At 57.2% G+C, this 24,858-nt stretch carries 25 protein-coding genes; 7 read left to right on the forward strand and 18 right to left on the reverse strand.

The genetic code is table 11. The annotated features are described in order from the left end of the window. Nucleotides 1-16: 16 nt before the first annotated feature. The 3 genes from brnQ to phoB form a co-directional block, all read right to left on the reverse strand. Nucleotides 17-1,336, reverse strand: a complete 1,320-nt coding sequence (gene brnQ / locus HWQ14_RS22490) for a branched-chain amino acid transporter carrier protein BrnQ (protein ID WP_148420253.1) — start codon at nucleotides 1,334-1,336, stop codon at nucleotides 17-19. A gap of 409 nt (nucleotides 1,337-1,745) precedes the next feature. Continuing rightward, nucleotides 1,746-3,041, reverse strand: a complete 1,296-nt coding sequence (phoR, locus tag HWQ14_RS22495; protein WP_176611066.1) for a phosphate regulon sensor histidine kinase PhoR — start codon at nucleotides 3,039-3,041, stop codon at nucleotides 1,746-1,748. Between the two features lie 21 nt (nucleotides 3,042-3,062). Further along, complete coding sequence (phoB, locus tag HWQ14_RS22500) at nucleotides 3,063-3,752, reverse strand: phosphate response regulator transcription factor PhoB (RefSeq protein ID WP_176611067.1); 690 nt, start codon at nucleotides 3,750-3,752, stop codon at nucleotides 3,063-3,065. Between the two features lie 187 nt (nucleotides 3,753-3,939). Between phoB and sbcD the strand changes: the two genes are divergently transcribed. After that, nucleotides 3,940-5,145: an exonuclease subunit SbcD gene (sbcD, locus tag HWQ14_RS22505; RefSeq protein ID WP_176611068.1), complete on the forward strand. Its 1,206-nt coding sequence runs from the start codon at nucleotides 3,940-3,942 to the stop codon at nucleotides 5,143-5,145. Beyond that, complete coding sequence (gene sbcC / locus HWQ14_RS22510; protein ID WP_176611069.1) at nucleotides 5,142-8,273, forward strand: exonuclease subunit SbcC; 3,132 nt, start codon at nucleotides 5,142-5,144, stop codon at nucleotides 8,271-8,273. Before sbcD ends, sbcC begins: the two co-directional genes overlap by 4 nt. A gap of 169 nt (nucleotides 8,274-8,442) precedes the next feature. Here sbcC and mak read toward each other — a convergent pair whose 3' ends face one another. Next, nucleotides 8,443-9,348 carry a fructokinase gene (gene mak, locus HWQ14_RS22515; protein ID WP_176611070.1) on the reverse strand — a complete coding sequence of 302 codons (906 nt, stop codon included), beginning with the start codon at nucleotides 9,346-9,348 and terminating at the stop codon, nucleotides 8,443-8,445. Between the two features lie 123 nt (nucleotides 9,349-9,471). On the opposite strand from mak, the gene rdgC reads away from it, so the two are divergent. Then, nucleotides 9,472-10,386, forward strand: coding sequence for a recombination-associated protein RdgC (gene rdgC / locus HWQ14_RS22520; RefSeq protein ID WP_148420247.1), 915 nt, complete (start codon nucleotides 9,472-9,474; stop codon nucleotides 10,384-10,386). A 45-nt stretch (nucleotides 10,387-10,431) separates the two neighbouring features. Here the strand turns inward: rdgC and ppnP are convergent, their stop codons facing one another. From ppnP to HWQ14_RS22545, 5 genes are all read right to left on the reverse strand, one after another. Next, a complete protein-coding gene (ppnP, locus tag HWQ14_RS22525) occupies nucleotides 10,432-10,719 on the reverse strand; it encodes a pyrimidine/purine nucleoside phosphorylase (RefSeq protein WP_003859131.1) in 288 nt (95 codons plus the stop codon). 71 nt (nucleotides 10,720-10,790) lie between these two features. Then, the gene (locus HWQ14_RS22530; RefSeq protein ID WP_148420246.1) at nucleotides 10,791-11,468 is read right to left on the reverse strand and encodes an AroM family protein; all 678 of its coding nucleotides are present in this window, start codon (nucleotides 11,466-11,468) and stop codon (nucleotides 10,791-10,793) included. Nucleotides 11,469-11,704: 236 nt separating this feature from the next. Beyond that, a complete protein-coding gene (yaiA, locus tag HWQ14_RS22535; RefSeq protein ID WP_148420245.1) occupies nucleotides 11,705-11,896 on the reverse strand; it encodes a protein YaiA in 192 nt (63 codons plus the stop codon). Nucleotides 11,897-11,940: 44 nt separating this feature from the next. Further along, a complete protein-coding gene (gene aroL / locus HWQ14_RS22540) occupies nucleotides 11,941-12,465 on the reverse strand; it encodes a shikimate kinase AroL (protein ID WP_176611071.1) in 525 nt (174 codons plus the stop codon). Between the two features lie 144 nt (nucleotides 12,466-12,609). Beyond that, nucleotides 12,610-13,068 (reverse strand): YaiI/YqxD family protein, encoded by a 459-nt coding sequence (locus HWQ14_RS22545; RefSeq protein WP_148420243.1) that lies wholly within the window; start codon nucleotides 13,066-13,068, stop codon nucleotides 12,610-12,612. A gap of 97 nt (nucleotides 13,069-13,165) precedes the next feature. Here HWQ14_RS22545 and proC point away from each other — a divergent pair, with 97 nt between their 5' ends. Next, nucleotides 13,166-13,975: a pyrroline-5-carboxylate reductase gene (gene proC / locus HWQ14_RS22550; RefSeq protein WP_045334495.1), complete on the forward strand. Its 810-nt coding sequence runs from the start codon at nucleotides 13,166-13,168 to the stop codon at nucleotides 13,973-13,975. Nucleotides 13,976-13,991: 16 nt separating this feature from the next. Here the strand turns inward: proC and adrA are convergent, their stop codons facing one another. The 5 genes from adrA to HWQ14_RS22575 form a co-directional block, all read right to left on the reverse strand. Continuing rightward, nucleotides 13,992-15,095, reverse strand: coding sequence for a diguanylate cyclase AdrA (adrA, locus tag HWQ14_RS22555; RefSeq protein WP_176611072.1), 1,104 nt, complete (start codon nucleotides 15,093-15,095; stop codon nucleotides 13,992-13,994). Between the two features lie 102 nt (nucleotides 15,096-15,197). Next, the gene (gene psiF, locus HWQ14_RS22560; RefSeq protein ID WP_148420241.1) at nucleotides 15,198-15,518 is read right to left on the reverse strand and encodes a phosphate starvation-inducible protein PsiF; all 321 of its coding nucleotides are present in this window, start codon (nucleotides 15,516-15,518) and stop codon (nucleotides 15,198-15,200) included. A 282-nt stretch (nucleotides 15,519-15,800) separates the two neighbouring features. Next, the gene (gene iraP / locus HWQ14_RS22565) at nucleotides 15,801-16,061 is read right to left on the reverse strand and encodes an anti-adapter protein IraP (RefSeq protein ID WP_148420240.1); all 261 of its coding nucleotides are present in this window, start codon (nucleotides 16,059-16,061) and stop codon (nucleotides 15,801-15,803) included. A gap of 208 nt (nucleotides 16,062-16,269) precedes the next feature. Beyond that, nucleotides 16,270-17,484 carry a multidrug efflux MFS transporter gene (locus HWQ14_RS22570; RefSeq protein ID WP_176611073.1) on the reverse strand — a complete coding sequence of 405 codons (1,215 nt, stop codon included), beginning with the start codon at nucleotides 17,482-17,484 and terminating at the stop codon, nucleotides 16,270-16,272. A gap of 169 nt (nucleotides 17,485-17,653) precedes the next feature. Further along, nucleotides 17,654-18,337 (reverse strand): extensin-like domain-containing protein, encoded by a 684-nt coding sequence (locus HWQ14_RS22575; protein ID WP_176611074.1) that lies wholly within the window; start codon nucleotides 18,335-18,337, stop codon nucleotides 17,654-17,656. A gap of 104 nt (nucleotides 18,338-18,441) precedes the next feature. Between HWQ14_RS22575 and ddlA the strand changes: the two genes are divergently transcribed. Continuing rightward, nucleotides 18,442-19,542 (forward strand): D-alanine--D-alanine ligase, encoded by a 1,101-nt coding sequence (gene ddlA, locus HWQ14_RS22580; RefSeq protein ID WP_176611075.1) that lies wholly within the window; start codon nucleotides 18,442-18,444, stop codon nucleotides 19,540-19,542. Here ddlA and HWQ14_RS22585 read toward each other — a convergent pair. Continuing rightward, nucleotides 19,539-19,775: a DUF2754 domain-containing protein gene (locus tag HWQ14_RS22585; RefSeq protein ID WP_148420236.1), complete on the reverse strand. Its 237-nt coding sequence runs from the start codon at nucleotides 19,773-19,775 to the stop codon at nucleotides 19,539-19,541. The two genes, ddlA and HWQ14_RS22585, sit on opposite strands and share 4 nt — an antisense overlap. A gap of 247 nt (nucleotides 19,776-20,022) precedes the next feature. Between HWQ14_RS22585 and HWQ14_RS22590 the strand changes: the two genes are divergently transcribed. Next, entirely contained in the window at nucleotides 20,023-20,325 is a 303-nt protein-coding gene (locus HWQ14_RS22590) for a DUF2755 family protein (protein ID WP_148420235.1), read from the forward strand. Here the strand turns inward: HWQ14_RS22590 and HWQ14_RS22595 are convergent, their stop codons facing one another. Both HWQ14_RS22595 and sbmA read right to left on the reverse strand, forming a co-directional pair. Next, nucleotides 20,326-21,423, reverse strand: a complete 1,098-nt coding sequence (locus tag HWQ14_RS22595; RefSeq protein ID WP_148420234.1) for a DUF1615 domain-containing protein — start codon at nucleotides 21,421-21,423, stop codon at nucleotides 20,326-20,328. 14 nt (nucleotides 21,424-21,437) lie between these two features. Continuing rightward, nucleotides 21,438-22,658, reverse strand: coding sequence for a peptide antibiotic transporter SbmA (gene sbmA, locus HWQ14_RS22600; RefSeq protein ID WP_148420233.1), 1,221 nt, complete (start codon nucleotides 22,656-22,658; stop codon nucleotides 21,438-21,440). 351 nt (nucleotides 22,659-23,009) lie between these two features. Between sbmA and ampH the strand changes: the two genes are divergently transcribed. After that, nucleotides 23,010-24,170, forward strand: coding sequence for a D-alanyl-D-alanine-carboxypeptidase/endopeptidase AmpH (gene ampH / locus HWQ14_RS22605; RefSeq protein ID WP_148420232.1), 1,161 nt, complete (start codon nucleotides 23,010-23,012; stop codon nucleotides 24,168-24,170). Nucleotides 24,171-24,172: 2 nt separating this feature from the next. On the opposite strand, the gene HWQ14_RS22610 is transcribed toward ampH, so the two are convergent. Then, nucleotides 24,173-24,799: a helix-turn-helix domain-containing protein gene (locus HWQ14_RS22610; protein ID WP_176611076.1), complete on the reverse strand. Its 627-nt coding sequence runs from the start codon at nucleotides 24,797-24,799 to the stop codon at nucleotides 24,173-24,175. Nucleotides 24,800-24,858: the final 59 nt, after the last annotated feature.

Consider the following 24,858-nt stretch of genomic DNA (forward strand, 5'->3'; position numbering starts at 1 on the left):
AATTTGTTGCCGTTGATTAATGGGCGTTTGATGTAACCTGACGCCCCGCCGCACGGTCCCAGACGATAGCCAGCACCAGCGCAACAACGGATGGCATCAGCCAGGCCAGTCCCTGCTCGGACAGCGGCAGACGCTGTGTCCATGCTGGCAGGATGTCGGCGAACGCTGATGCTTTGATCCCGTCAAGGATACCAAAAATCAGGCTGATAAACATGGTTGGCGCAATAATTCGCGTGGAGTTATGCCACCACGGACGGGTGAAGCTCAGCACCACCAGCACGATGCACGGCGGATAGATTGCCGTCAGCACCGGAATCGACACCTGAATCAGATGGCTCAGACCGAGGTTTGACACCGCCATGGAGAAGATGCCGAGGATAAACACCAGCGAGCGGTACGAGAGCGGCAGATACTGGGCAAAGAACTCCGCACAGGCGCAGGTCAGCCCTACCGCCGTGACCAGGCACGCCAGGAAAATCAGCGCCGCCAGCAGCATGCTGCCCGCACCGCCAAAGGTGTGCTGCACGTAGGCATGCAGGATCGCCGCGCCGTTTGCACTCTGATCGACCAGCGTTGCGCTGTCTGAACCCAGGCGGAACAGCGCCAGATACAGCAGCGTAAGGCCAACACCGGCCATCAGGCCAGCCCAGATGGTGTAGCGGGTCAGCAGACGCGCTTCGGTTACGCCGCGGGAACGCGCGGCGTTAACGATAACAATGCCAAACACCATTGCGCCCAGCGTATCCATCGTCAGGTAGCCGTTAACAAAACCGTTCGAGAACGCCGCGTTCTCGTACGCGTCCATCGCAGAGCTGATAGGACCCGCAGGCCAGACGATGGCCGCAACGGCCAGCACGATCAGCGCAACAATCTTCAGCGGCGCCAGGAAGTTACCTACGGTATCCAGCAGTTTGCCCGGATAGAGCGACACCAGAATAACGATCGCGAAGTAGATCAGGCTGTAGATAAACAGCGGCATCGCACCGTCACCGGTCAGCGGGGCAATACCCACCTCAAAGGAAACCGTCGCCGTGCGCGGGGTCGCAAACAGCGGGCCAACGGCCAGATAGCATACGGTCGCCAGCAGAACGCCAGCTACCTTGCCAATCGGCGTGCTGAGGCTGTCCACGCCGCCGCCGACTTTCGCCAGCGCGATGACGGTCAATACCGGCAGACCCACCGCAGTAAGCAGAAAACCAAACGCGGCCGTCCAGACGTGTTCACCCGCCTGTAAGCCAACCATTGGAGGGAAAATGATGTTGCCTGCGCCAACGAACAGCGCAAATGTCATAAAGCCCAGCGCGATAATGTCACGCGATTTCAAGTGATGGGTCATAAAACCTTACTGCCTGTGGATGTGGTGTTGAAAACGTTGAGTTTTTCGCCATCCCTGACGGGACAATACAGCGGAAAATTTGCTCAATTTCAGCGGGAAATGCTCCCGTCCTGGCGTGGAGAAGAATAGTTTTTCGATTTACCACGCAAATACAGTCTGTCTGACAGTATATGGGGGGCAATTTAAACGCTTATAACGTTTAAAGGCAAGAAGGGATCGTAAAACCAGAACAATATGCCAGCATGAAAATACAGGCCAACATAATATGCCATGTATAAGAAAAACCCATGGCTAATCATGCGAACAAAAAAGCATCAACCGTATAATATTCACCCGCGCTTCGCTTGACTGCAAAGCAAACGGGCCAGCAGTGGCTGGCCCGTGGAAAGCATGACTGACACGCCCGCGGTCAGGCGCTCTTTTTGGCAATTAATCGTTCCGGGATAACAAAGCTAAAGCGCGTGCCCTTGCCCAGCGTGCTTTCGATATCAAGACGGCTCTCGTGGTGGCCCACCGCATGCTTCACGATTGCCAGCCCCAGACCGCTGCCTCCGGTCTGCCGCGAGCGCGCCTTGTCCACCCGGTAGAACCGTTCGGTGAGGCGCGGGAGGTGTTCAGACCCTATTCCCGGCCCGTTGTCTTCGACGCTAAACTCAGCGCCCGCCGGGGTATGCTGCCAGCGCACCACGATGTGCGTCCCTTCCGGGGTATGGTTTACGGCGTTGTACACGAGGTTCGAGATGGCGCTGCGCAGTTCATCTTCACTGCCGAGCACCTTCAGGTCGTTATCAACCTCAAACGCCAGCGTGTGTTTCTTATGGCTCAGGGTTTGCGCCTCGCGCTCCACTACGCGCAGCATCATCGGCACGTCGATGACCTCGTTGAGCGCCAGCGACGGCGCGGCCTCAATCTTCGAGAGCGTCAGCAGCTGTTTGACCAGCCCTTCCATGCGGTACGTCTGCTCGCGCATGGTGTGCAGCGCTTTCTCACGCGGCGCACCTTCAAGCGTTTGCTCCTGCATCATCTCCAGATAGCCCTGCAACACCGTCAGCGGCGTGCGCAGCTCGTGGCTGACGTTTGCAAAGAAGTTGCGACGCGCCCCTTCCAGCTGGTGCATCTGGGTGACATCTCGCGCCACCATCAGCCACTGCCGATCGCTGTAGGGCATCACGCGAATTTCAAGATGGCGACCGTTATTGAGCTTCAGATTGTGCGGACGACTAAAATCACGCGCTTTCAGATACAGCGTGAACTCGGGATAGCGCAGAAGGTTGAGGATGTTCTGGCCGTTATCATCCGGCCAGCGCAGGCCAAGCAGCTGCTGTGCGAGGCCATTACACCAGAAGAACGTCCCTTCTTCCGTCGTCAGGATCACCGCGTCCGGCAGCGACTCCGCGCCGCTGCGAAAGCGTTTGATCAGGCTTCCCAGCTCCCGTCGGCGCTTTTTATTACGCATCTGCATCTGGTGCAGGCCGTAGAGCAGCGGCTCCCAGCTTCCGCTTCCCGGCGGCGGCGTCATACTTCTGTCGACCCACAGCCACCAGGAGAGGCGCAGTAAATTCCAGAAATGCCAGACGAGCAGTCCCGTCACGGCCACCAGTAAAAACCACGGCAGATAGCCAAAAATAGCCCCCAGAATGAAGGCCGGAATACAGCATAAGATCAGTTCAAAGACGAGCCTTTTCCATGACAGACGTTCCAGCACGCGTCACACTCCTGTCATTGTTCAGAAACGGGTCGAGAAACGATAACCCGTGCCGCGGACCGTCTGTACCATGCGATCGTGGCCGCTCAGCTCCAGTGCTTTGCGCAGGCGGCGAATATGGACGTCAACCGTTCGGTCTTCGACATAGACGTTAGCTCCCCAGACGTTATTCAGCAACTGTTCGCGGCTGTAAACGCGTTCCGGGTGTGTCATAAAGAAGTGCAGGAGTTTAAATTCGGTTGGCCCCATATCGAGGGGATTTTCGCCGGTCATCACGCGGTGCGAGGTAGGATCCAGGCTTAGCCCCTGCATCTCAATCACCTCTTCCACCGCCATCGGTGAAATACGGCGCATCACGGCCTTAATGCGAGCGACCAGCTCCTTCGGGGAAAACGGTTTGGTAATGTAATCGTCCGCACCGGTTTCCAGACCGCGCACGCGATCCTCTTCTTCACCGCGCGCCGTCAGCATAACCACCGGGATATCGCGGGTCAGCGCTTCGCGTTTGATATGCTTGATAAACTGCAACCCGGAACCGCCAGGCAACATCCAGTCCAGCAGGATGAGATCGGGCCAGGGTTCATTGAGCTGGTTCACCGCGCTGTCATAATCTTCCGCTTCAACCGGCTGGAAGCCATTTTGTTCAAGCACGAAGCACACCATTTCACGGATCGGAGCTTCATCTTCTACGACCAGAATACGTCTCGCCATACTTTGCCCTGTCTTATCGTATTTAAGTTACAAGTCTGTAATGCGGCGTCATTATGCGTCAGATTTATGACAGATTTATGAAAAACATTACCACGGTAAATAGCAAACTGTTGTTTTATTACAGCGGTTATTTTCCGTTCCCTGAAAGTTTATAATCCTGCTTTCTTATTTTTGCCACGGATCACTTATGCGCATACTTCACACCTCAGACTGGCACCTGGGTCAAAATTTTTACAGCAAAAGCCGCGCCGCTGAACATGAAGCGTTCCTGAACTGGCTGCTGGAGACGGCCCGGAGCCGTGAGGTGGACGCGATTATTGTGGCGGGCGACATCTTTGATACCGGGTCGCCGCCGAGCTATGCGCGCGAGCTGTACAATCGTTTCGTGGTTAACCTCCAGCAAACCGGCTGCCACCTTGTGATCGTCGCCGGTAACCATGACTCCGTGGCGACGCTGAATGAATCCCGCGATATTCTGGCGTTTCTCAATACCACCGTGGTGGCCAGCGCCGGGCATGCGCCGCAGATCCTGAAAAAACGCGACGGCACGCCGGGCGCGGTGCTGTGTCCAATCCCCTTTTTACGCCCGCGCGATATCGTGCAAAGCCAGGCTGGTCTTTCCGGCAGCGAAAAGCAGCAGCACCTATTGCAGGCCATCACCGACTATTACCATCGCCAGCACGCGGAGGCCTGCGCCCTGCGCGGTGAACAGGCCATTCCGGTCATCGCCACCGGACACCTCACGACCGTCGGTGCCAGCAAAAGTGACGCGGTGCGCGAGATCCACATCGGTACGCTGGACGCGTTCCCGGCCCAGAACTTCCCGCCCGCCGACTATATAGCCCTCGGGCATATTCACCGGGCGCAGGTCATCGGCGGCTGCGAGCACATTCGCTACTGCGGATCGCCCATTTCGCTCAGCTTCGACGAAACGGGCAAAGCAAAATGCGTGCATCTGGTGAGCTTCACCGAGGGCAAACTCAGCGCCGTGGAGAGCCTTGAGGTTCCCGTCACCCAGCCGCTGGCGGTGCTGAAGGGCGATCTGGCCGCCATTACCGCTCAGCTTGAGCAGTATCGCGGCGCCGAACATAACCCGCCCGTCTGGCTCGATATCGAGATTACCACCGACGAGTATCTGCACGATATGCAGCGCAAAATCCAGGCGCTGACGGAAGCGCTGCCCGTAGAAGTGCTGCTGGTGCGCCGCAGCCGCGAGCAGCGCGAGAAAACGCTGCTAAGCGCCCGGCGCGAAACGCTTAGCGAACTTCGGGTTGAGGAGGTCTTCGAGCGGCGGCTGGCGCATGAAGAGATGGACGACGCCAGGCGCACCAGGCTTAACGAGCTGTTTGCGCAGACTCTGCACACCCTTCATGACGAGGAAGAAAACGCATGAAAATTCTGAGCCTGCGTCTGAAAAACCTGAACTCGCTGAAGGGCGAGTGGAAAATTGACTTTACCGCTGAGCCGTTCGCCAGCAACGGGCTGTTTGCCATTACCGGTGCCACGGGCGCGGGGAAAACCACGCTGCTGGACGCCATCTGCCTGGCGCTCTACCACGAAACGCCGCGTCTGAATAAGGTCTCCCAGGCGCAAAACGACCTGATGACGCGCGATACCGCCGAATGCCTGGCGGAGGTGGAGTTTGAGGTTAAAGGCGTCGCCTATCGCGCTTTCTGGAGCCAGAACCGCGCGCGCAACCAGCCGGACGGGAACCTGCAGGCACCGCGCGTTGAGCTGGCCCGCTGCGAAGACGGCAAAATCCTGGCGGATAAAGTCACGGATAAGCTGGAACAAACCGCCGCACTGACCGGGCTGGACTATGGCCGCTTTACCCGCTCAATGCTGCTCTCCCAAGGACAGTTTGCCGCCTTCCTGAACGCTAAGCCGGGGGATCGCGCCGAGCTGCTGGAAGAGCTGACCGGCACGGAAATTTACGGCCTGATTTCCGCCACGGTCTTTGAAAAACACAAGGCGGCACGCGGCGCGCTGGAGAGGTGCGAAGCCCAGGCCGCTGGCGTTGTGCTTCTGAGCGAAGAACGGCAGCAGCAGTTGCAGCAAAGTTTGCAGGCGCTTACTGACGAAGAGAAAACCCTGCTGGCTCAACAGCAGAGCCAACAGAAAGATTTTCAGTGGCTGACCCGCAACGACGAGCTGGTTGGTGAACAGCAGCGCGCGGCCGCTTCGCAGCAGCAGGCGCAACGGGCGTTGGCCGATGCCGCGCCTGAACTGGCGAAGCTCCGGCTGGCTCAGCCCGCCGCCCAGCTGCGGCCGCTGTGGGAGCGCCAGCAGGAGCAGACCACCCGTCTGGCGCAAACGACGCAGCGGATTGTCGAAGTAAATACTCGCTTACTCGACAGAGCGGCGCTGCGCTCGCGTATCCGCAACGGCGCGCTGGGTATACGCGAATGCCTGCAGGCAGAGCACGCGTCGCTGGCGCAGTGGCTGACCGAACACGATCGCTTTCGTCTGTGGGGCCAGGAGATGGCCGGCTGGCGGGCGAATTTTACGCAGCTGAGCCGCGATAAAAATCAGCTCGCGTCCCAGTCGGCGCGCATTGCGGAACTCCGCCAGAAGCTGGCTGCCATGCCGGAAAGCGCGCTTACGCTGACGGCTGAGGCGCTCGCGACGGCCATGGAGCAACAGGCGCAATCCCGGGCGCTCCGTCAGCGCCTGACCGCGCTTCACGCTCGCTACCAGCCGCTGCAAAAGCGGCTGCGCCAGAATGGGGAAAGCGTGCAAAAGGCGCTGGCTGAGCAGGGTAAACTCAACGAAACGCTGACCCTGCGCCGCCAGCAGTATAAAGAGAAAAACCAGCACTTCGCCGACCTTAAAACGCTCTGCGAGCGTGAAGCGACAATCAAAGATCTTGAGCACTATCGGGAACGGCTGGAAGCGGGTAAGCCTTGTCCACTCTGCGGCTCAAGCGAACATCCGGCCGTGGTGGAGTATCAGGCGCTTGAGCTGACCGACAATCAGCGCCGCCGTGACGCGCTGGAAAAAGAGGTTGCCGCGCTTAAGGACGAAGGATTGCTGGTGCTTGGGCAGGTAAATGCGCTGGCCCAACAGATCCAGCGAGAAACAGAGGAAGCCACGACGCTCTCTCAGGAAGAGCAAGCGCTCACTAAAGAGTGGCTTGAGGTTTGTACTTCCCTGAACATAGCGCTGAATATACAGGATGATATCGCCCCCTGGATGAGCGAGCAGGAGCAGTACGAGCGCCAGCTTTATCAGCTCAGCCAGCGCCTGACGCTGCAAAATCAGCTCAATGAACAGGACGGTCAGGCGCGCCAGTACCAGCAGCAGCTGGCGGCGACGCGTGAGGCGCTGGCGTCCTCGCTACGGCCGCTGTCGCTCAGCATGCCCGATGAAGGTGAGGAAAGCGCCTGGCTCAGCGCGCGCGAAGCCGAATATACCCGGTGGCAGGAAAAGCAGACCCAGCACGGCGTGATTCAGGAACGTATTAACGCCCTGACGCCGCTGCTGGATACGCTGCCGGTCTCCGACGGCGCGGAAGCCGAGGCGGCCATTCCTGAGAACTGGCGCGGGATCCACGACGAATGCCTGTCGCTGCAAAGCCAGCTCGCCACCCTTCAGCAGCAGGAGACGCTCGAGCGCGAGCGGCTACAGCATTCGCAGGAACAGTTCAGCGCCGCGCTGGCCGCGAGCTGCTTCGCCGATCGGGAGGCGTTTCTCTCCGCCCTGCTGGATGAGGCGACGATCCGCCGGCTTGAGCAGCAAAAGCAGACGCTGGAAAATCAGCTCCAGCAGGCTACGGCGCTTTCCGGGCAGGCAGGTCAGCAGCTTCAGGCGCATCAGGCGCTGCGCCCGGAAGGGCTGGACACGGATGCCGCAAGCCTTCAGGCGCAGCTACAGCAGCTGGGGCAGCAGCTTCGGGACAATACCACCCATCAGGGTGAGATCCGCCAGCAGCTCAAGCAGGACGCAGATAACCGTCTGCACCAGCAGGCGCTCATGCAGCAGATTGAAGAGGCGGCGCGTCTGGCCGACGACTGGGGCTACCTTAACTCGCTGATAGGCTCCAGCACCGGCGACAAATTCCGTAAGTTCGCCCAGGGGCTGACGCTGGATAACCTGGTGTGGCTTGCCAACCAGCAGCTCAACCGCCTGCATGGCCGCTATCTGCTGCAGCGTAAAGCGAGCGACGCGCTGGAGCTGGAGGTGGTCGATACCTGGCAGGCGGACGCGGTACGCGATACCCGTACCCTGTCCGGCGGCGAAAGTTTCCTCGTCAGCCTGGCGCTGGCCCTGGCGCTTTCCGATCTGGTCAGCCACAAAACGCGGATTGATTCGCTGTTCCTGGACGAAGGGTTCGGCACGCTTGATAGCGAAACGCTGGACACCGCGCTGGACGCGCTCGACGCGCTGAACGCCACCGGGAAAACCATCGGCGTGATCAGCCACGTAGAGGCGATGAAAGAGCGCATTCCGGTACAGATTAAGGTGAAGAAGATCAACGGGCTGGGGTATAGCAGGCTGGATCGGGAGTTTGCGGTGCGGTAAATGGTGGGTCGGTGCGGTCTGGTGCCCTCACCCTGACCCTCTCCCACGGGGAGAGGGAACAAACACTAAAAACCGCAACGTGCGTTGCCGTTTTGCCTTCGCCTTACCTCACCCTGGCCCTCTCCCACGGGGAGAGGGAACAAACGCTAAAGACCGCAACGTGCGTTTTTTATTCCGGCCATAGCCATGCCGCGCCGCGCACGCCGCTGGAATCCCCGTGGACGGCTTTGCGGATCGGGGTTTCACACTCGCCGCCAAATACCCACTGTTTCACCAGCGTCGGCACCGTCGCGTACAGCCGGTCGACGTTGCTCATGCCGCCACCCAGCACAATTACGTCGGGATCGAGGATATTGATCACGTGCGCCAGCGATTTTGCCAGCCGCATTTCGTAGCGGCTGAGCGCCAGTTCGGCCACCGGATCCTGCTCCTCAACCAGGCGCATAATCTCGTTCCCCTTCAGCAGTTGCCCGCTCAGGCGGTGGTAGTCCGTCGCAAAACCGGTGCCGGAGATAAACGTCTCGATACAGCCCTGCTTGCCGCAGTAGCACGGCACGTCGACGCGGTACTTAAGCTCATCTTCATCCATCCACGGCAGCGGGTTATGCCCCCACTCGCCCGCGGTGCCGTTGCCGCCAATATGCGAACGTCCACCGAAGGCCAACCCGGCACCGCAGCCGGTACCGATAATCACCGCAAACACGGTCTGCGCGCCTGCCGCTGCGCCATCGACGGCCTCAGACACCGCCAGGCAGTTAGCGTCATTCGCCAGACGCACCTCCCGGTTCAGGCGCTGGCTTAAGTCTTTATCGAACGGCTGGCCGTTAAGCCAGGTGGAGTTGGCATTTTTCACCACGCCGGTATACGGCGAAATAGAGCCGGGGATACCTATTCCCACCGTCCCCGTCTCGCCCGTGGCCTCCTCGGCCATATCGATCAGCCTGGCAATCGTCTCGATGGTCTGGTGATAGTCATCACGCGGCGTAGGCAGACGGTGGCGAAACAGCTGCTGCCCCTGCTCGCTCAGCGCAATAACTTCCGTTTTGGTGCCGCCCAAATCAATCCCAATACGCACAAGACACTCCTCATTATTTTGATTATCAACAGAGTAGAAGCCTGCTTCCCGATTAGCAATGCAAGCGATGCGACAATTCGCTATCATGCCCGCTGATTTAACGACAAGGCCGTGGAAATTATCATGCTGTGGTTCAAAAATTTGATGGTTTACCGTCTCAGCCGCGACATTTCGCTGCGTGCAGAAGAGATGGAAAAACAGTTAGCCGCTTACTCCTTTACCCCTTGCGGTAGCCAGGACATGGCGAAAACCGGCTGGGTTCCGCCAATGGGTTCTCAAAGCGATGCGCTGACCCACGCCAGCAGCACGGGGCAAATCATCGTTTGCGCCCGTAAAGAAGAGAAGATCCTGCCAACGCCGGTGGTTAAACAGGCGCTCGAAGCGAAGATCTTCAAGCTGGAAGCAGAACAGGGCCGTAAGCTTAAAAAAACCGAAAAAGATTCGCTGAAGGATGAAGTGCTGCACTCGCTGCTGCCTCGCGCCTTTAGCCGCTTTAGCCAGACCATGATGTGGATCGACACCGTTAACGGGCTGATCATGGTGGACTGCGCCAGCGCCAAAAAAGCGGAAGATACGCTGGCGCTGCTGCGTAAGAGCCTCGGCTCGTTGCCGGTCGTTCCCCTGGCGCTGGAAACGCCGATTGAGCTGACCCTGACGGAGTGGGTGCGCAGCGGTACCGCCGCTCAGGGCTTCCAGATCCTCGATGAGGCAGAGCTGAAAGCGCTGCTGGAAGATGGCGGCGTGATCCGCGCGAAGAAACAGGATCTGGTGAGCGACGAAATAGCCGTGCACATTGAAGCGGGCAAAGTCGTAACCAAGCTGGCGCTCGACTGGCAGCAGCGTATTCAGTTTGTCATGTGTGATGACGGCTCCGTGAAGCGTCTTAAATTCTGCGATGAACTGCGCGATCAGAACGAAGATATCGACCGCGAAGATTACGCGCAGCGCTTTGATGCGGACTTTATCCTGATGACCGGAGAGCTGGCGGCGTTGATCCAGAATCTGGTGGAAGGTCTCGGCGGCGAAGCGCAGAGGTAATGTCCTTCCCCCTCGCCAGTCAGGGCTGAGGGGGAAGAAAGAAGATTATTTCAGATAGCGGCACAGGTAAGAGGTTGGCTCTGCCACCTGTAAATGGAACTCGCTGTGGCCCGGCACGTTGAATACCTGCCCGGCGCTATATACTTTCCACTCTGTTTCACCCGGCAGCAGGACGTTCAGCGCGCCGCTGACCACCGTCATCTCTTCCGCTTCTGCGGTGCCAAAGGTGTATTCTCCTTCCGCCATCACCCCCACACTGGCGCGGCCAGTGCTGCTGCTGGTAAAACCAATGGATTTCACTTTACCGGAAAAGTATTCGTTACTCTGAAGCATGAACTGGCCCTTATATTTATAGAGAAAAATCCACTATAGGGGCCATGCTCATGACCTGTCACGCAAAATCATTACACCAGTAATTCTGACGCCAGACGCGCCATCAGCACGTTAGAGAGCAGCACCGGAACGTCCAGCGCTTTTTGCAGTAAATCACGATGCCGCTGGTGGAAGCCCAGGCAGTCCAGCATCAGCACGTCCGCCCCTCTGTCGATCAGCTCTTGCCCCGCGGCAATCAGCTTCGCTTCGCTGTCCCAGAACGGATTTGCCAGCGCATACAGCGGCGGGTGCTCCAGCGCGGACCACTTCACCGCCTGGTTATCCAGCAGCTCCTCAACGGGAACAATAACCCCAACCTGATGGCCGTCGACAATGGAGGCCACCAGCGGTGGAATGATCCGCATCGGCTCCAGCAAAATCGCATTACGCGCGCTGAGTCCCTTAACCGGGGCCGTACTCATCAGCAAAATAACGTCATAATCCTGATTATCGAGCACTTCAATCACGCCCTGAAGCGCGCGCTCAATTTTCTGGCGCGACACGTGCGCCAGTTTACCGTCGCTTAATAACGTCGCCAGGGGATCGTCCCCCGCCTCGACAGCGTAGTCTTCCATGACCTCTTCCCGACTCAACTTCCCTAACAGGCTAAGATGCGTAATCTGTTGTTCAGAGACATGCTCCGTTAAGAGCGGTAATACTTCGCTTACAGGGACCACACCAATCGTGAGGATCGCCAACGTCGCCTTCATTTTGATCGCCTTTCGTTACTGCCATAACTACAACACAGGTACAGGCTCACTACGCTGCACGGTTCGTTTTTTGAACAAAACAGCACCAAGCGTAGCAGCGGATCTCTACACCGTAATGTAAAGATCGGCTGGCCTTAACGAATCTACCTGTAATAACTAAATATTAACTGCTACTTAACATTAGCGATAAGTTAAAAATGTGATTCAGGCACGGTTGTAGCGAATCAGGAACCCTGTCAGGTCTTATCCGGATCCTCATACCGCCGTTTCGCATCCAGCGCTTCCTGTTCGGTATCATGTTCGCTGATGAGCGAATCGGGTTTTGGGTGATCGGCACGCAGCTGATACCAGGTTACAGTCCGATCGCCATTACCTTTTTCAACGGTAACAATGCGGGCTTCACGTGGATAGGGAGGTCTGGTTGGCATAGCTCATCCTTTTTTTATGTCTGAGCTATGAGTATAGACGGCTGTTAGCTGGCGCAAGCCAAACGCAGGGCGGTAATAATCTGAATCGCAACTTTCTCGGGTGACGCAGACGCATCCACCACGTGGTGCGCGGCCTCGCGGTATAGCGCATCGCGTTCGGCAAGCACCTCGCTGACTTCTTCGCTCAGCGGTTTCGCGGTTAGTGCCGGACGCTGCCCCTCTTCCGGAAACGCTTCCAGCCGCCCCACCAGCGTAGAGACCGGCGCGCAGAGATAGATGACTTCCCCATTTTCACGCATGAACTGGCGGTTGTACGGCGCCAGAATAATGCCTCCGCCGGTCGCAATCACGGTAGATGGCGCGGTGACGGCCTCAAGCGTTGCCGTTTCACGCGCACGAAAGCTCTCCCAGCCCTCTTTTTCCACAATATCGGCGATGGTGCGACCAGCCTTCTCCTGCAGCCAGTGGTCAGTATCGACAAACTGACTCTGGCACAGACGCGCCAGTTCCAGACCAACGGTGGTTTTCCCACAGCCGCGAGGGCCAACTAAAAAGATGGGTGGGTTCATAACCAGGTGTTCCCCTTGATGCCGGATAACTGAAGGCTGTAAAGAAATGATTGCAGAAGATGTTGCGCTAACTTTACTGCAAAGCGGTACGGAATGACAAGCCTGTGGAGGCCACACTGTACCACAAAACAGCCCGGCTGAGGATTACGCCGGGCGGCGCTTCACTTCCAGCAGCCATTTATCCAGCTCGGCGGCAAACTGCTGGCGGTCGCGCTGAGACAGGCTGTCCGGCCCGCCGGTCTGGACGCCGCTGGAACGCAGGGTATCCATAAAATCTCGCATGGTAAGCTTTTCCCGGATCGTTGCCGGAGAGTAGCGCTCGCCGCGCGGGTTAAGCGCCGCGGCCCCCTTCGCCAGCACGTCGGCAGCCAGCGGGATATCCGCCGTGATCACCAAATCTCCGGCGCTGCACAGGCGCACAATCTCGTTATCCGCCACGTCGAACCCGGCCGGCACGCGCAGAGAACGAATGAACCTGGAGGGCGGCACGCGGATATTCTGGTTCGCCACCAGCGTCATCGGCATCTGCACCCGCTCGGCGGCGCGGAATAAAATCTCTTTAATCACATTCGGACACGCGTCCGCATCAACCCAGATAGCCATAGTCTCTCCCCATTATGTTGCTGGCGACTATTGTCGCCTGCATTTCGTTGTTAAGCTATCAGTCAGAGATAACAACGCATAATAACGGAGAGACGTGATGGATAAGAAAATCGGGTTTATCGGCTGCGGGAACATGGGCAAAGCAATCCTCGGCGGGCTGATCGCCAGCGGTCAGGTTCTGCCGGGGCAGATTTGGGTTTATACCCCATCACCGGATAAGGTCGCGGCGCTGCGCGATGAGTACGGCGTTAACGCTGCTGAAAGCGCGCAGGAAGTGGCCCAGGTTGCGGATATTGTCTTTGGCGCCGTTAAGCCAAACATCATGATAAAAGTCCTGAGCGAAATTACCTCCAGCCTGAATAAAGAGACCCTGGTGGTGTCGATTGCCGCAGGCGTCACCCTCGACCAGCTCGCCCGCGCGCTGGGCCACGATCGGAAGATCGTCCGCGCCATGCCGAACACGCCGTCGCTGGTAAATGCCGGCATGACCTCCGTCACCCCGAACGCGCTGGTCACTTCTGAAGACGTGGCGGATGTACTGAACATTTTCCGCTGCTTCGGCGAAGCGGAAGTGATTGCCGAACCGATGATCCACCCGGTTGTCGGCGTAAGCGGCTCTGCGCCAGCCTACGTGTTTATGTTTATCGAAGCCATGGCCGATGCTGCCGTGCTCGGCGGTATGCCACGCGCGCAGGCCTATAAATTTGCCGCGCAGGCGGTGATGGGCTCGGCCAAAATGGTGCTGGAGACGGGCAAACATCCGGGCGAACTGAAGGATATGGTGTGCTCACCGGGCGGCACAACTATTGAAGCCGTGCGCGTGCTGGAAGATCGCGGGTTCCGCTCCGCCGTGATCGAGGCGATGCAAAAATGCATGGAAAAATCAGAGAAGCTGAGCAAGTCCTGACGAGCAGCGCCGGGCGTCAGGCGGCCACTTCGGTGCGGCCACGTCCGGCATTCTTGGCTTTATAGAGGGCCACGTCCGCCGCCTTCAGCCATTCGCGATAGTGCGTGAACTGCGCGCCCCACGGGGCAACCCCAACGCTGATGCACAGCCTCGCCGCTGGCGCACCGTGCAGCGGCATATTAACCAGCCGCTCGTGCACGCGCGACATAGCAGCAATCGCGCTGTCGGCAGGCGTGCCGGACATGATCACCGCAAATTCATCTCCCCCGAAGCGGCCAATAAAATCCCCGGCGCGCAGCGCCAGCTGAAGCTGGCGCGTGATCGCCACTATCGCTTCATCCCCCACGTCATGACCCCAGGTGTCGTTGATATTTTTAAAGTGATCGATATCGATGAGCAGTATCGTCGCCTGTCGATGGCCGCGACGGCAGGCCTCAAACTCGTTACGCAACAGCGTTTCCCAGTGGCGGCGGTTAAACACGCCGGTCATACCGTCGCGGGTACTCATCAGCTCAAGCCGGCGCTTATGCTCTGCAAGCCGGATCGCCGTGCGGTGGCTGAGCCAGGCAAACAGCACGGGGTAGACCACCAGAACGGGCAGCGTCAGCCACAGCACCAGCGGCTCAGCGCTTAATCTCACCGGAATGGCCGCTACGTGCACGGCAAGCAGGGCAGACAGGGCAAGCAGCACGAGTCCCGTCAAAAATAACCGGCAGCCGCCCGATCCCATCATATTCATCCCGATCGTCACGATCAGCGCCGCCGCCGGCAGCGCGTTGAGCCCCGTCAGCCCAACCCACACGCCGGCAATAATGGCGTCAATTTTCAGATTAACGATCTCGCTGCTGAAAGGATCGGCCGCACGAAAGGCAAGCTGCCAGGCGAGGTGTGGCCAGACGAAGGCCCAGCCAAGCAGAAATAACCACCAGCCGCCGGAGAAAAACTGGCTGACCAGAACGCTGGCAAGCGGGAAAAACAGGGCTCCCAGGCCAGCGATGCGGGCCAGCCGTATACGCCGGGCAAACTGCAGGCCGGAACGGCAGGCGTCATCCTGAGAAAGCTGCTGGTGCCAGGCTTCCCGAATGCTCTGGTCATGGTTATAAATTTCATCATTCATCATTTTTGGGAATATTCTGAAACATTTTCCCAAATTATAGAGAGGGGCATGTCGGGGAAAGTATGAAATTTCGGGTGAGCCAGCGCCGCGGCTCACCCGTTAGCACTACGCCTGTTTCTTAAGACACGCGCTCATAAACTTGCTGCGATCGTCCCCTTTCAGCATCTGCTGCGTTGCCTGGGCGTTACATTCGCGCATTTTTTGCTGCTGCGGAGTCAGGCTTTTTTCGCCCGGTTTAGTCGCGCCGTTTTTAAGACAGTCGCTCATATAGGTTTTGCGGGCGTCCCCTTTCAGGCTTTGCGACGTTGCCTGTTGATTACAGGTTGTCATGCGCTGCTGCTGCGGGGTCAGGGTTTTCTCTTCCGCGTGCGCTGAGGCGATCAGACACAGGCCGGATAACAGGGTAACCAGTAATGTTGTTTTCATTGCACCATCCTTTATGTGAAGTTCCACGTTAAGTCTGATTCGTTGCGGGAAAAAAACCACCCTGCAACCATGTTTTTCGTCGGGTTTCTCGGTTATTTCAGCCCGCACGCGGCGTGGTTATCATTACCGGGACTCGCCAAAAGAGAGATATTTAACAGAGGACATAACGCGGTGTAAAAGCGCGCTCTGCTTCAGTTAATATTACTACCTGAAATAAAAACAGAGCGACTACAGGCATCCTGCATGACAATTCTATGACATGCCCTATTCGCATTCAGCAGGCTAGGTGCGAGGATGCCTTAATAGCTTTTTTACGTATTGCTGAAGCAGCTCCGCATCTTCAGCGGGCACCTGTGAATCGGGGCGAGCCTTGTCCAGCGCGCCTTCAACGTTATCGATCAGCGCCTGTTGTTCCGGCTGCGCCATCTGTCGCAGCAGCGCCGTGACGACAATTTCAAGCGCCTCAACCTGGGCGACCAGCTCTTTCGACTCTTCTTCCTTTTGGGCAAGCTTAACCAACAACTCAGCAATGAGATTTTTCATGGCGCTATTTCCTTATGTGATTTTCCCTGAAATTAGCACTCTCCCTGAATAATGAAAAGCATGGATTAGTTTTATCTTATGCAAAAGTGACGTCGCTGCCAAAAATGATATTCAGCCCTGACAGCGAAACGTTTTTCTTTAAAAAAAGGGCCGCATTTCGTTATATAAAAATGCGGCCTTCATAAGAATTAATAATATTTTATCGCGCTTACCGGGCTGATTTTGCCGCGGCGATTTGCCTGCGACGGCGCAAGGCGAAGGCCAGCTGTATAATATTCAGAAGCACCACGACCGCCGTCGCGGCAAATACCCAGCGGAACCCCGCCATTGCCGAAACCGATGCGCCAATGAGCGGGCCGGCTACGTTGCCTAAATACATAAAAGACTGGTTATAGCCAAAAATGCGGCCGGTCACCTGGTCACTGGAATATTTCACCAGCAGCGTCTGAACCGCAGGCAGCATGGCGCCATCCGCAAAGCCAAGCAGGAAACGGAGCACCCCGAGCTGAAGCGGCGTCGTGACAAACGACATGGCAAAGAAGAGGATCACCGCAATGACAAGCGTCGCCATCAGGATACGCGCCGTCCCGATCCTGTCGCCCAGCTCCCCCAGACGCGGCGCAGACATCAGCGCCGACACGCCCGGCACGGCGGCAATCATCCCGCTCAGAAACGCGATGTTGCTGCTGTCCGGCTCCATTGACTTAATAAACAGCGCCAGGATAGGCCCCACCGAGCCGTTGCAAAGCTGGATCACCATCGTCGTAACGAAGAGGCTAATCATCAGGCCAGGATAAGGCAGCGAGGCGAATACCGCCTTGCCGCTCAGGCGTTCGGATTTGCTGACCATTGGCCGCCCGCCCTCTTTGATCAGAAAAAGGGTAACCAGGAAGCTTATCGTCAGCAGAATGGCGGTGATGATAAAGACCGCGCGCAGGCCAACGTGGTCGGCCAGGAAACCGCCGAGCAGCGGGCCGCCAATGACCCCGCTAATCTGCGCGGTGGAAAGCGTGCTAAGCGCCCAGCCGCTTCGCTCACGCGGTACCTGAGAGGCCACCAGCGCCATCGCATTCGGGATATACCCGGAAGTCAGCCCCATGATTGCCCGCAGAATAAACAGCTGCCAGACGTTGGTCGCGAAGGCCTGAAGCAGGATGGCAATCGCCATCCCCAGCGAGGCGCGCAGCAGCATCAGCTTGCGCCCCTTGCGATCCGCCAGGCTGCCCCACATCGGCGACACGATGGCGGATACCAGAAACGTCACGCTGAACGTCAGGCCGGACCACATGGAGAGCGCTTCATGGGAAGTCACCCCGAGCTGCGACACGTACAGCGGCAGGAAGGGTAATATCTGGCTGATAGCCAGTCCGGTGAAGAAACAGCCGAACCAGACTGAGATGAGGTTAACTTTCCAGGATTCCATAACAGAAATAGTCTTCATTTTTAGGCGAATTCGCCGACAGATTAGCAAGTTACGCGTAATGAGATAGCGCCAGAGATGCGACCCTGCAGACTTCAGTGTTTTATCTGCCCAGTCATCATATTTGTGAAATAAGTCACAAAACATCCAATTTCTGGCGGAAGATTATGCTTTAGCGGCATAACCCATACCCGCGCATCCCGAGATGGAAATGGTTGGCATGGGCGGCATTATAGTCCGGCCCCAGGCCGTTACCGTAATAGCCGCAGCTTGCCGACAGCAGCGCCTGTAGCCAGGGCCTGGTCTTGTCCGCCTTCCAGCCGTTGAGTATGGTAACGCGCTCTCCGTTTGCCAGCCGGAAGGCGCTGATATCCAGCGCGTCCGCCGTGGCGTGTTCGCTGCGCCGCGCGTCCGGACGGCTGTAGATGTTGCGGCAGGCAAAGCTGCCGAGGTGTTCGATGCGCGTGAGCTTGCTTCCCGTCCAGGACTGGGTGAGCGGCCGCGCCTGCTGGCTGACAAACAGAGCAGAACTTAACGCCAGCGGACAGCTGGCAAGAAAGCTGCTGTTCAGGCTGACCGGACCAAAATCGCGCACCCGCACCACGTTACTCAGCGGGCATTCACCGGCGCTGTCAGCGACGGCCTGAGTGCGGATGAGCTGGCGCTGATTGGCCTGCGCCAGCAGGCTTTCGCACGCCTGAGGCGTTAAGCGCCGAAGCTTAAGCTGGGTTATTTTTCCGGGCGGATCGTCAAGCGTAAGCGGCACGAAAGGGTTGTAATGCGGCGGCAGCCAGCGGTAGCCCACCGCGGCAATCCCGGCAATAACGATAAGAATAAGCAGACCTTTACCCCTCACGCGCCCTCCTTCAGCATCCCTCAAAACATTATGGCAGAAGGCCGCGAAACCCGCCGGGCATCGTGGTATGTTATTGGCTTTTCGTCAGACTGGAAGAGAGTGAGATGGCTAAGCAGCGCGTAGGTATTGTCTTTGGGGGAAAATCGGCAGAGCACGAGGTGTCATTGCAATCGGCCAAAAATATCGTTGATGCGATTGATAAAAGCCGTTTTGACGTCGTGCTGCTGGGCATTGATAAACAGGGCCAGTGGCATGTTAACGACGCCAGCCAGTATCTGCTGAATGCTGACAATCCGGCGCATATCGCCCTTAATCCTTCAGATATCAGCGTCGCGACTGTGCCAGGCGTGGTGCAGGGGCAGCTTATTGATGCCGGTAACGCCCAGGCGCTGGCACAGATTGACGTGGTATTCCCTATCGTGCACGGCACGCTGGGTGAAGATGGCTCCCTGCAGGGCATGCTGCGTATGGCCAACCTGCCGTTTGTCGGCTCCGACGTGCTGGGCTCTGCCGCCTGCATGGATAAGGACGTCACTAAACGCCTGCTGCGCGACGCCGGTCTGAATATTGCGCCTTTCGTGACGTTGACCCGCGCCAACCGCGATCGATACAACTTCGCGAAGATTGAGGCGCAGCTCGGCCTGCCGCTGTTCGTTAAACCCGCGAATCAGGGCTCTTCCGTTGGCGTCAGCAAGGTGACCAGCGAAGCGCAGTTTACCGACGCCGTTCGCCTGGCCTTTGAGTTTGACCATAAGGTGGTGGTTGAGCAGGGAATTAAAGGCCGCGAAATTGAGTGCGCCGTGCTGGGCAACGATTTCCCACAGGCGAGCACCTGCGGTGAGGTGGTATTGAACAGCGACTTCTACTCCTACGACACCAAATACATTGACGACAAAGGTGCCCAGGTTGTGGTGCCGGCCGCGCTCGATCCTGACGTTAACGATAAGATCCGGGCGATCGCCATTCAAGCCTATCAGGCCCTTGGATGCTACGGGATGGCGCGCGTCGACGTGTTCCTGACGCCGGATAACGAGGTGGTGATTAACGAAATTAACACCCTGCCGGGCTTTACCAACATCAGCATGTACCCGAAACTGTGGCAGGCCAGCGGGATAAGCTATCCGGAGCTGATCGCACGCCTGATTGAACTGGCGCTGGAGCGTCACGCTGCCGACAGCGCCCTGAAGAGTTCCGTAAGCGGTTAATCGACTTTTTGCGTCGTTTCCGTACGATCCGCCGTCGCCTCATCGGGACGGCGGCGGATAATGAGTCCCGCCAGCCAGAAACTGATAATCCAGGTCACCAGCCCAACCGCGTAGGTTTGCCAGCCCTTAGCTTCAAATCCCAGCAGCCCGACAACACCGTTAAGAATAAAGATCAGCCCGATAGCAAAGGCGTAGTAATGCCAGTCACGGCGTAGTTTGGAAGTGAGCTTCATGACAACTCCGGCAGAAAAAAAGCTATCCTCTCACATTTTAATGCTGGCAACTGTGGCGAATACGTAAATTCTGAAATGTGGCAAAGTTTCACTTATGTTATCAATTTGTGACGTGATGCAGAAATCGACAATCCAGGAGGAATCCTGAGCCGTATTTCCCACGATTCTGATATTGACAAATGCTATGACCTGTCACACTCACCCTGTACGACGCGTATTAAAACAGAGTGATATTTCGGGAGGTCTTATGGCAGACTTTACATTGTCGAAACCGATTTTTGGCGGAAAACAACCAAAAACCTCCACGGCGGGGAATATTGCCTATGCCCTGTTTGTTCTGTTTTGCTTCTGGGCGGGAACCCAGCTGCTGAACATGCTGGTGCATGCCCCTGGCGTGTATGAGCAGCTGATGCAGGTTCAGGATACAGGCCGCCCGCGCGTTGAAATCGGTTTAGGCGTTAGCACCGTCTTCGGGCTCATCCCCTTCCTCGCGGGCAGCATGGTTCTGGGCGTAATTGCACTCGTCCTGCGCTGGCGCCACCGCCGCTGATTACAGTCCCATACAGCGCGCCCGACGATCGTCCACGCGTTTCGCGAACCAGGCGGTCGTCAGGTTACGCGTGATCTTCGGGCTTTCCAGCTGAATACCCGGCAGAACGGCTCTCGGTAACGGTTTACCACTCTTCTTCTCTGCCAGCGTAAACACCTGCTTATACAAATCCGTTTTCTCGAACGCCAGGCTGTCGCCCTTCTCCAGCTGACGGCGGATATCGCTGTCGCTCATCCCAAGCTTCGTCGAAAGTTTACGCACCGCTCGTTCGGTGGTACCCGCCTCGCTGCTGCCGTAAGCAATCAGATCGCCGTCCAGGGCCAGCTTCACGCCGCTGGCGCGGCTTACCGCATTCTGGAAGGCCGCGTTTCGGCTGGCGTACCAGCCCGCGTTAAAGTCAGCAAAGCGATACAGCGGTTTGTCGTAATTAGCCGGATAGTTCAGCAGGTGATAAGTCCCAAACCACAGCCCACCGCGCAGGGAGAAGACCTCCTGACGCACCGTACCGTCGATCTCCCACGGATAGCCGTCGGTATGTTTTTCCGCAAAGGCGATGCTGACCTGCATCGGGCCGCCGGTATGTACCGGGTTCAGCGAGCCAAACAGCCTCTGCCCCATCGGCACCATATTGATAAGATCGTCGAAAATGGCGCTGAGCTGTTTCTCGGTCTTCACCGCATCCAGCCGTTCGCTGTAGCTTTTACCGTCTGGCGAGGAGATTTTAAGGGCGGTATGCACCAGGAAGACCGGGATGTGCAACGATTCGGCCCGGCGGTCGATCTCTTTCCAGGCGATTTTGTTCAGGCCGGGCACGACAGGATCTGACTGATACATCGACTCCTGCTGCGCCACCGCCAGCACCGAGCAGATATTCTCCTCGGTAGGCGCTATCTTCTGGCTTTTGAAGGTCGTTGCCAGGGCCTGCGCCCACGCATTGCGATCCTTCACGCTGGCGGGCATTTTTTGCCGCACGACGCTCGCCACATCCACAGGCTTTTCACCTTCCTTGAGCGGTGCGGCCCCTTTTTCAGCACAGCCCGCCAGCACGAAGGCGGCGAGCAACGTCAGCGGTAACGCACGTGGTACGGCAAATGGCATAGCAGTTCCCTGTCTTATCCTAATGTATGAGTAACTTCCTGCAGATCCTTATCGTCCAGCTCACGTTCGAAGCTGCGTAAGCGCTTATAGATGGACATCAGCTCCACCAGCGTGGTCCAGGAGCTAATCAGGTACTGGAACGAACCGCGAACCTGACCAAAGACGTTGGTGATCTGGGTCATCAGACCGAGCGTAATGGTACCCGCAACGATAGACGGGAACAGCAGGAACAACCCGAAAACGTTATCAACCTGCAAATAAAGAATGCGCGCGATATTAAAATACATGTAATGGAAGTAGAGACGGAAGTAGTTACGACGTACGGCGCCAAACAGCTCACGCACGGTAGGCGGTGACGCACGGTCAGGATCGTCTTCGCCGTACACCAGCTCTTTACGGTAGGCCGCCTCCACGCGCTGATTTTTGAACTCCAGCCCGGGCAGCTTGATCCCTACCACGGCCAGCAGCCCGGTTCCCATCAGCGACCAGACAATCGCGGCAATCACCAGGCCGTACGGCAGATGGCCGACTATCGGCAGCTCCGGAACATGTGACGAGAGCGTCACGAGCACCGGCAGGAAGGCGATCAGCGTCATGATGGCATTGATAAAGCTCACGCCCATATTCTCAAGGGTAGAGGCAAAGCGCATGGTGTCTTCCTGCACACGCTGTGCCGCACCTTCGATATGACGCAGGTGCTGCCAGTGCGCCATATAGTGTTCGTTCATCGCGGTACGCCAGCGGAACACGTAGTGGCTGACGAAGAAGTTATTCATCACGCCGATCACCACGGCGATGAGGGCGATGCCAAGGAAAATGCCCACCTCATGGTAAAACTGGTTTATGGTCACCTTGTGCGGCGAGCTCAGTGCCGTCTGGATCAGATCGTAAAACGGCGCATACCAGGCGTTGACCGCCACGCCCACTTCCACCAGGAACCAGGTAACAAAGATAATTAACGACGTGCCGAGAATCGACCAGTACTGCCACCGGTGAGGTGAATAGAGGAACCAGAAGATGGCGAACAGCCCCACGCAGAGCATGTAATAGGCGTAGAAAAGCAGATAACTCATGGACCAGAAGCGCGCCGCGCTTATGGGAATATCGCCCGTCGCGCCCGTAAGACGGGTCAACCACGCGCCGCCACCGGCCTGCCAGAAAATGACAGCCAGCAGTGCCCAAATAAATGCCGACAGAAAAAATGGCCCCGGCTTTGGGAAAAAAGACTTAAACATTGTGCTTCCTTCTTGTTGTTATGGCTGTTGCTGTGCTCAACATATCACCACGCGAAACCTTGCCTGTGCCAGCAGCCCGGCTCAGGCAAAAAAGTCAGACCTGCGGCTTAATTATTAGTTCGCTTTCCGGTTTCCCGGAATTGTTTCGGTCCGTTTCATCTGCAGCAGCCATCATAGCGACTATCATACGGTCGATGTCACAAAATGGGAGCCGGGTCGCAAGTAATTTATTGTTATTTACCCATGGTTACGTTTTTCTCGCTATCGTTATGCAAATCGGGCCATTGCTCCGTACCGATTAGTAGTATAAATACCCGTAACTTTCCTTATTCACTTGATGGATGTTTTTCGTTGAAACGTTGTCTGCTCTCTTTCGCCGCGCTGTGTGCGGTGAGCCTGTCTACCGCCCAGGCAGCTCAGCCTCTGACGGCCCCGGTGCTGGCCTCTGACATTGCCGATCGCTATGCAAACCTTATCTATTACGGCAGTGGTGCGACAGGTATGGCGCTGGTGGTGATCGACGGTAACCAGCGGGTGTTTCGCAGCTTTGGTGAAACGCGCCCGGGAAATAACGTTCGCCCCCAGCTGGATTCCGTTGTCCGTGTGGCTTCCATAACCAAGCTGATGACCAGTGAAATGCTGGTGAAGCTGCTCGATCAGGGCGTGGTGAAACTCGACGATCCGCTCAGCAAATACGCGCCGCCCGGCGCCCGCGTTCCGACATATCAGGGAACGCCGATCCGGCTGGTTAACCTGGCGACCCATACCAGCGCCCTGCCGCGAGAACAGCCCGGCGGCGCCGCGCATCGCCCTGTATTTGTCTGGCCAACCCGCGAGCAGCGCTGGAACTACCTGAGCACCGCGACCCTGAAGTCTGCCCCGGGCTCGCAGGCTGGCTATTCAAATCTGGCGTTCGATCTGCTGGCCGATGCGCTGGCGACGGCTTCGGGTAAACCCTACCCGCAGCTGTTTGAAGAACAAATCACGCGTCCGCTCGGGATGAAGGACACCACCTTTACCCCATCCCCGGACCAGTGCAAACGCCTGATGGTGGCAGAGAAAGGGGCAAGCCCGTGTAACAACACGCTGGCGGCCGTTGGCAGCGGAGGCGTTTACTCCACGCCCGGCGATATGATGCGCTGGATGCAGCAGTTCCTTTCTTCAGATTTTTACGCGCGCAGCAATCAGGCCGACCGTATGCAGACGCTTATCTACCAGCGTGCGCAGTTACGTCGCGTCACCGGCATGGACGTTCCCGGGAAGGCGGATGCCCTCGGTCTGGGCTGGGTGTATATGGCGCCGAAAGAGGGCCGTCCGGGTATTATTCAGAAAACCGGTGGGGGCGGCGGATTCATCACCTACATGGCGATGATTCCGCAATCAAACGTGGGAGCGTTTGTGGTGGTCACCCGCTCCCCGAACACGCGCTTCGTGAATATGAGTGATGGCGTGAATAACCTGGTCGCCGAACTGAGCGCCAACAAAGCGCAGGTTCTTACCGCGTCGAACTAGCCTCAATAGTCCGTGGGCAAGCGGTTAATACTGACCAGCTTGCCCCGGCTCATATTGATGTAATTCCCCTGCCGCAGCGCCGCCAGTACTTCTGCAACCACCGAGCGTGAAATACGCGTGCTACGCTGAATATGATTCATAACACCAATTTTTGAGCGTAGCGTGTCATCCCACTCGGCCATATTGATCAGCATCGCCCGTATCTGGCTGTAGGAACTATTTCCCACCAGCTGCATATCGCGCTTACCCATAATATGGTTAATCCAGGAGAGCCAGCAGAAAGCATCCTGCCAGAGATCCTCCTGCTGAATAAGCTGGCACGTCGTTGAGGCGGGTAAATAAAAGCCAGAACAGGGGGTTTGTGCCATCAGGGAATATTCCAGATAGCTGTCATTTACCCATGCGCTCAACCCATAGATAAAAGGTGCCCGCGCAATACCTACAAGAAGCTCATCTGATTTACGGTGAACGGCGATTAGCCCGGACTGTATTACAAAGGTGGATGGCTCATCATCATTATTGCCGGTTGTTATTAATTGCTGTGGTTCGTGCTTAAAGGGGGTACCGGCGACTTCCAGACACTTTACGAGCCGGCTTAATTCAGAAAGTGGTTTCGCATTAACGTTCATGCATACCTCAAGTCATCTGTATCTGTCGGTTCTTTATTATTTTTAAACCATATAAAAAA

Source organism: Enterobacter cloacae, from assembly GCF_013375935.1.
Taxonomy (GTDB): Bacteria; Pseudomonadota; Gammaproteobacteria; order Enterobacterales; family Enterobacteriaceae; genus Enterobacter; species Enterobacter pasteurii.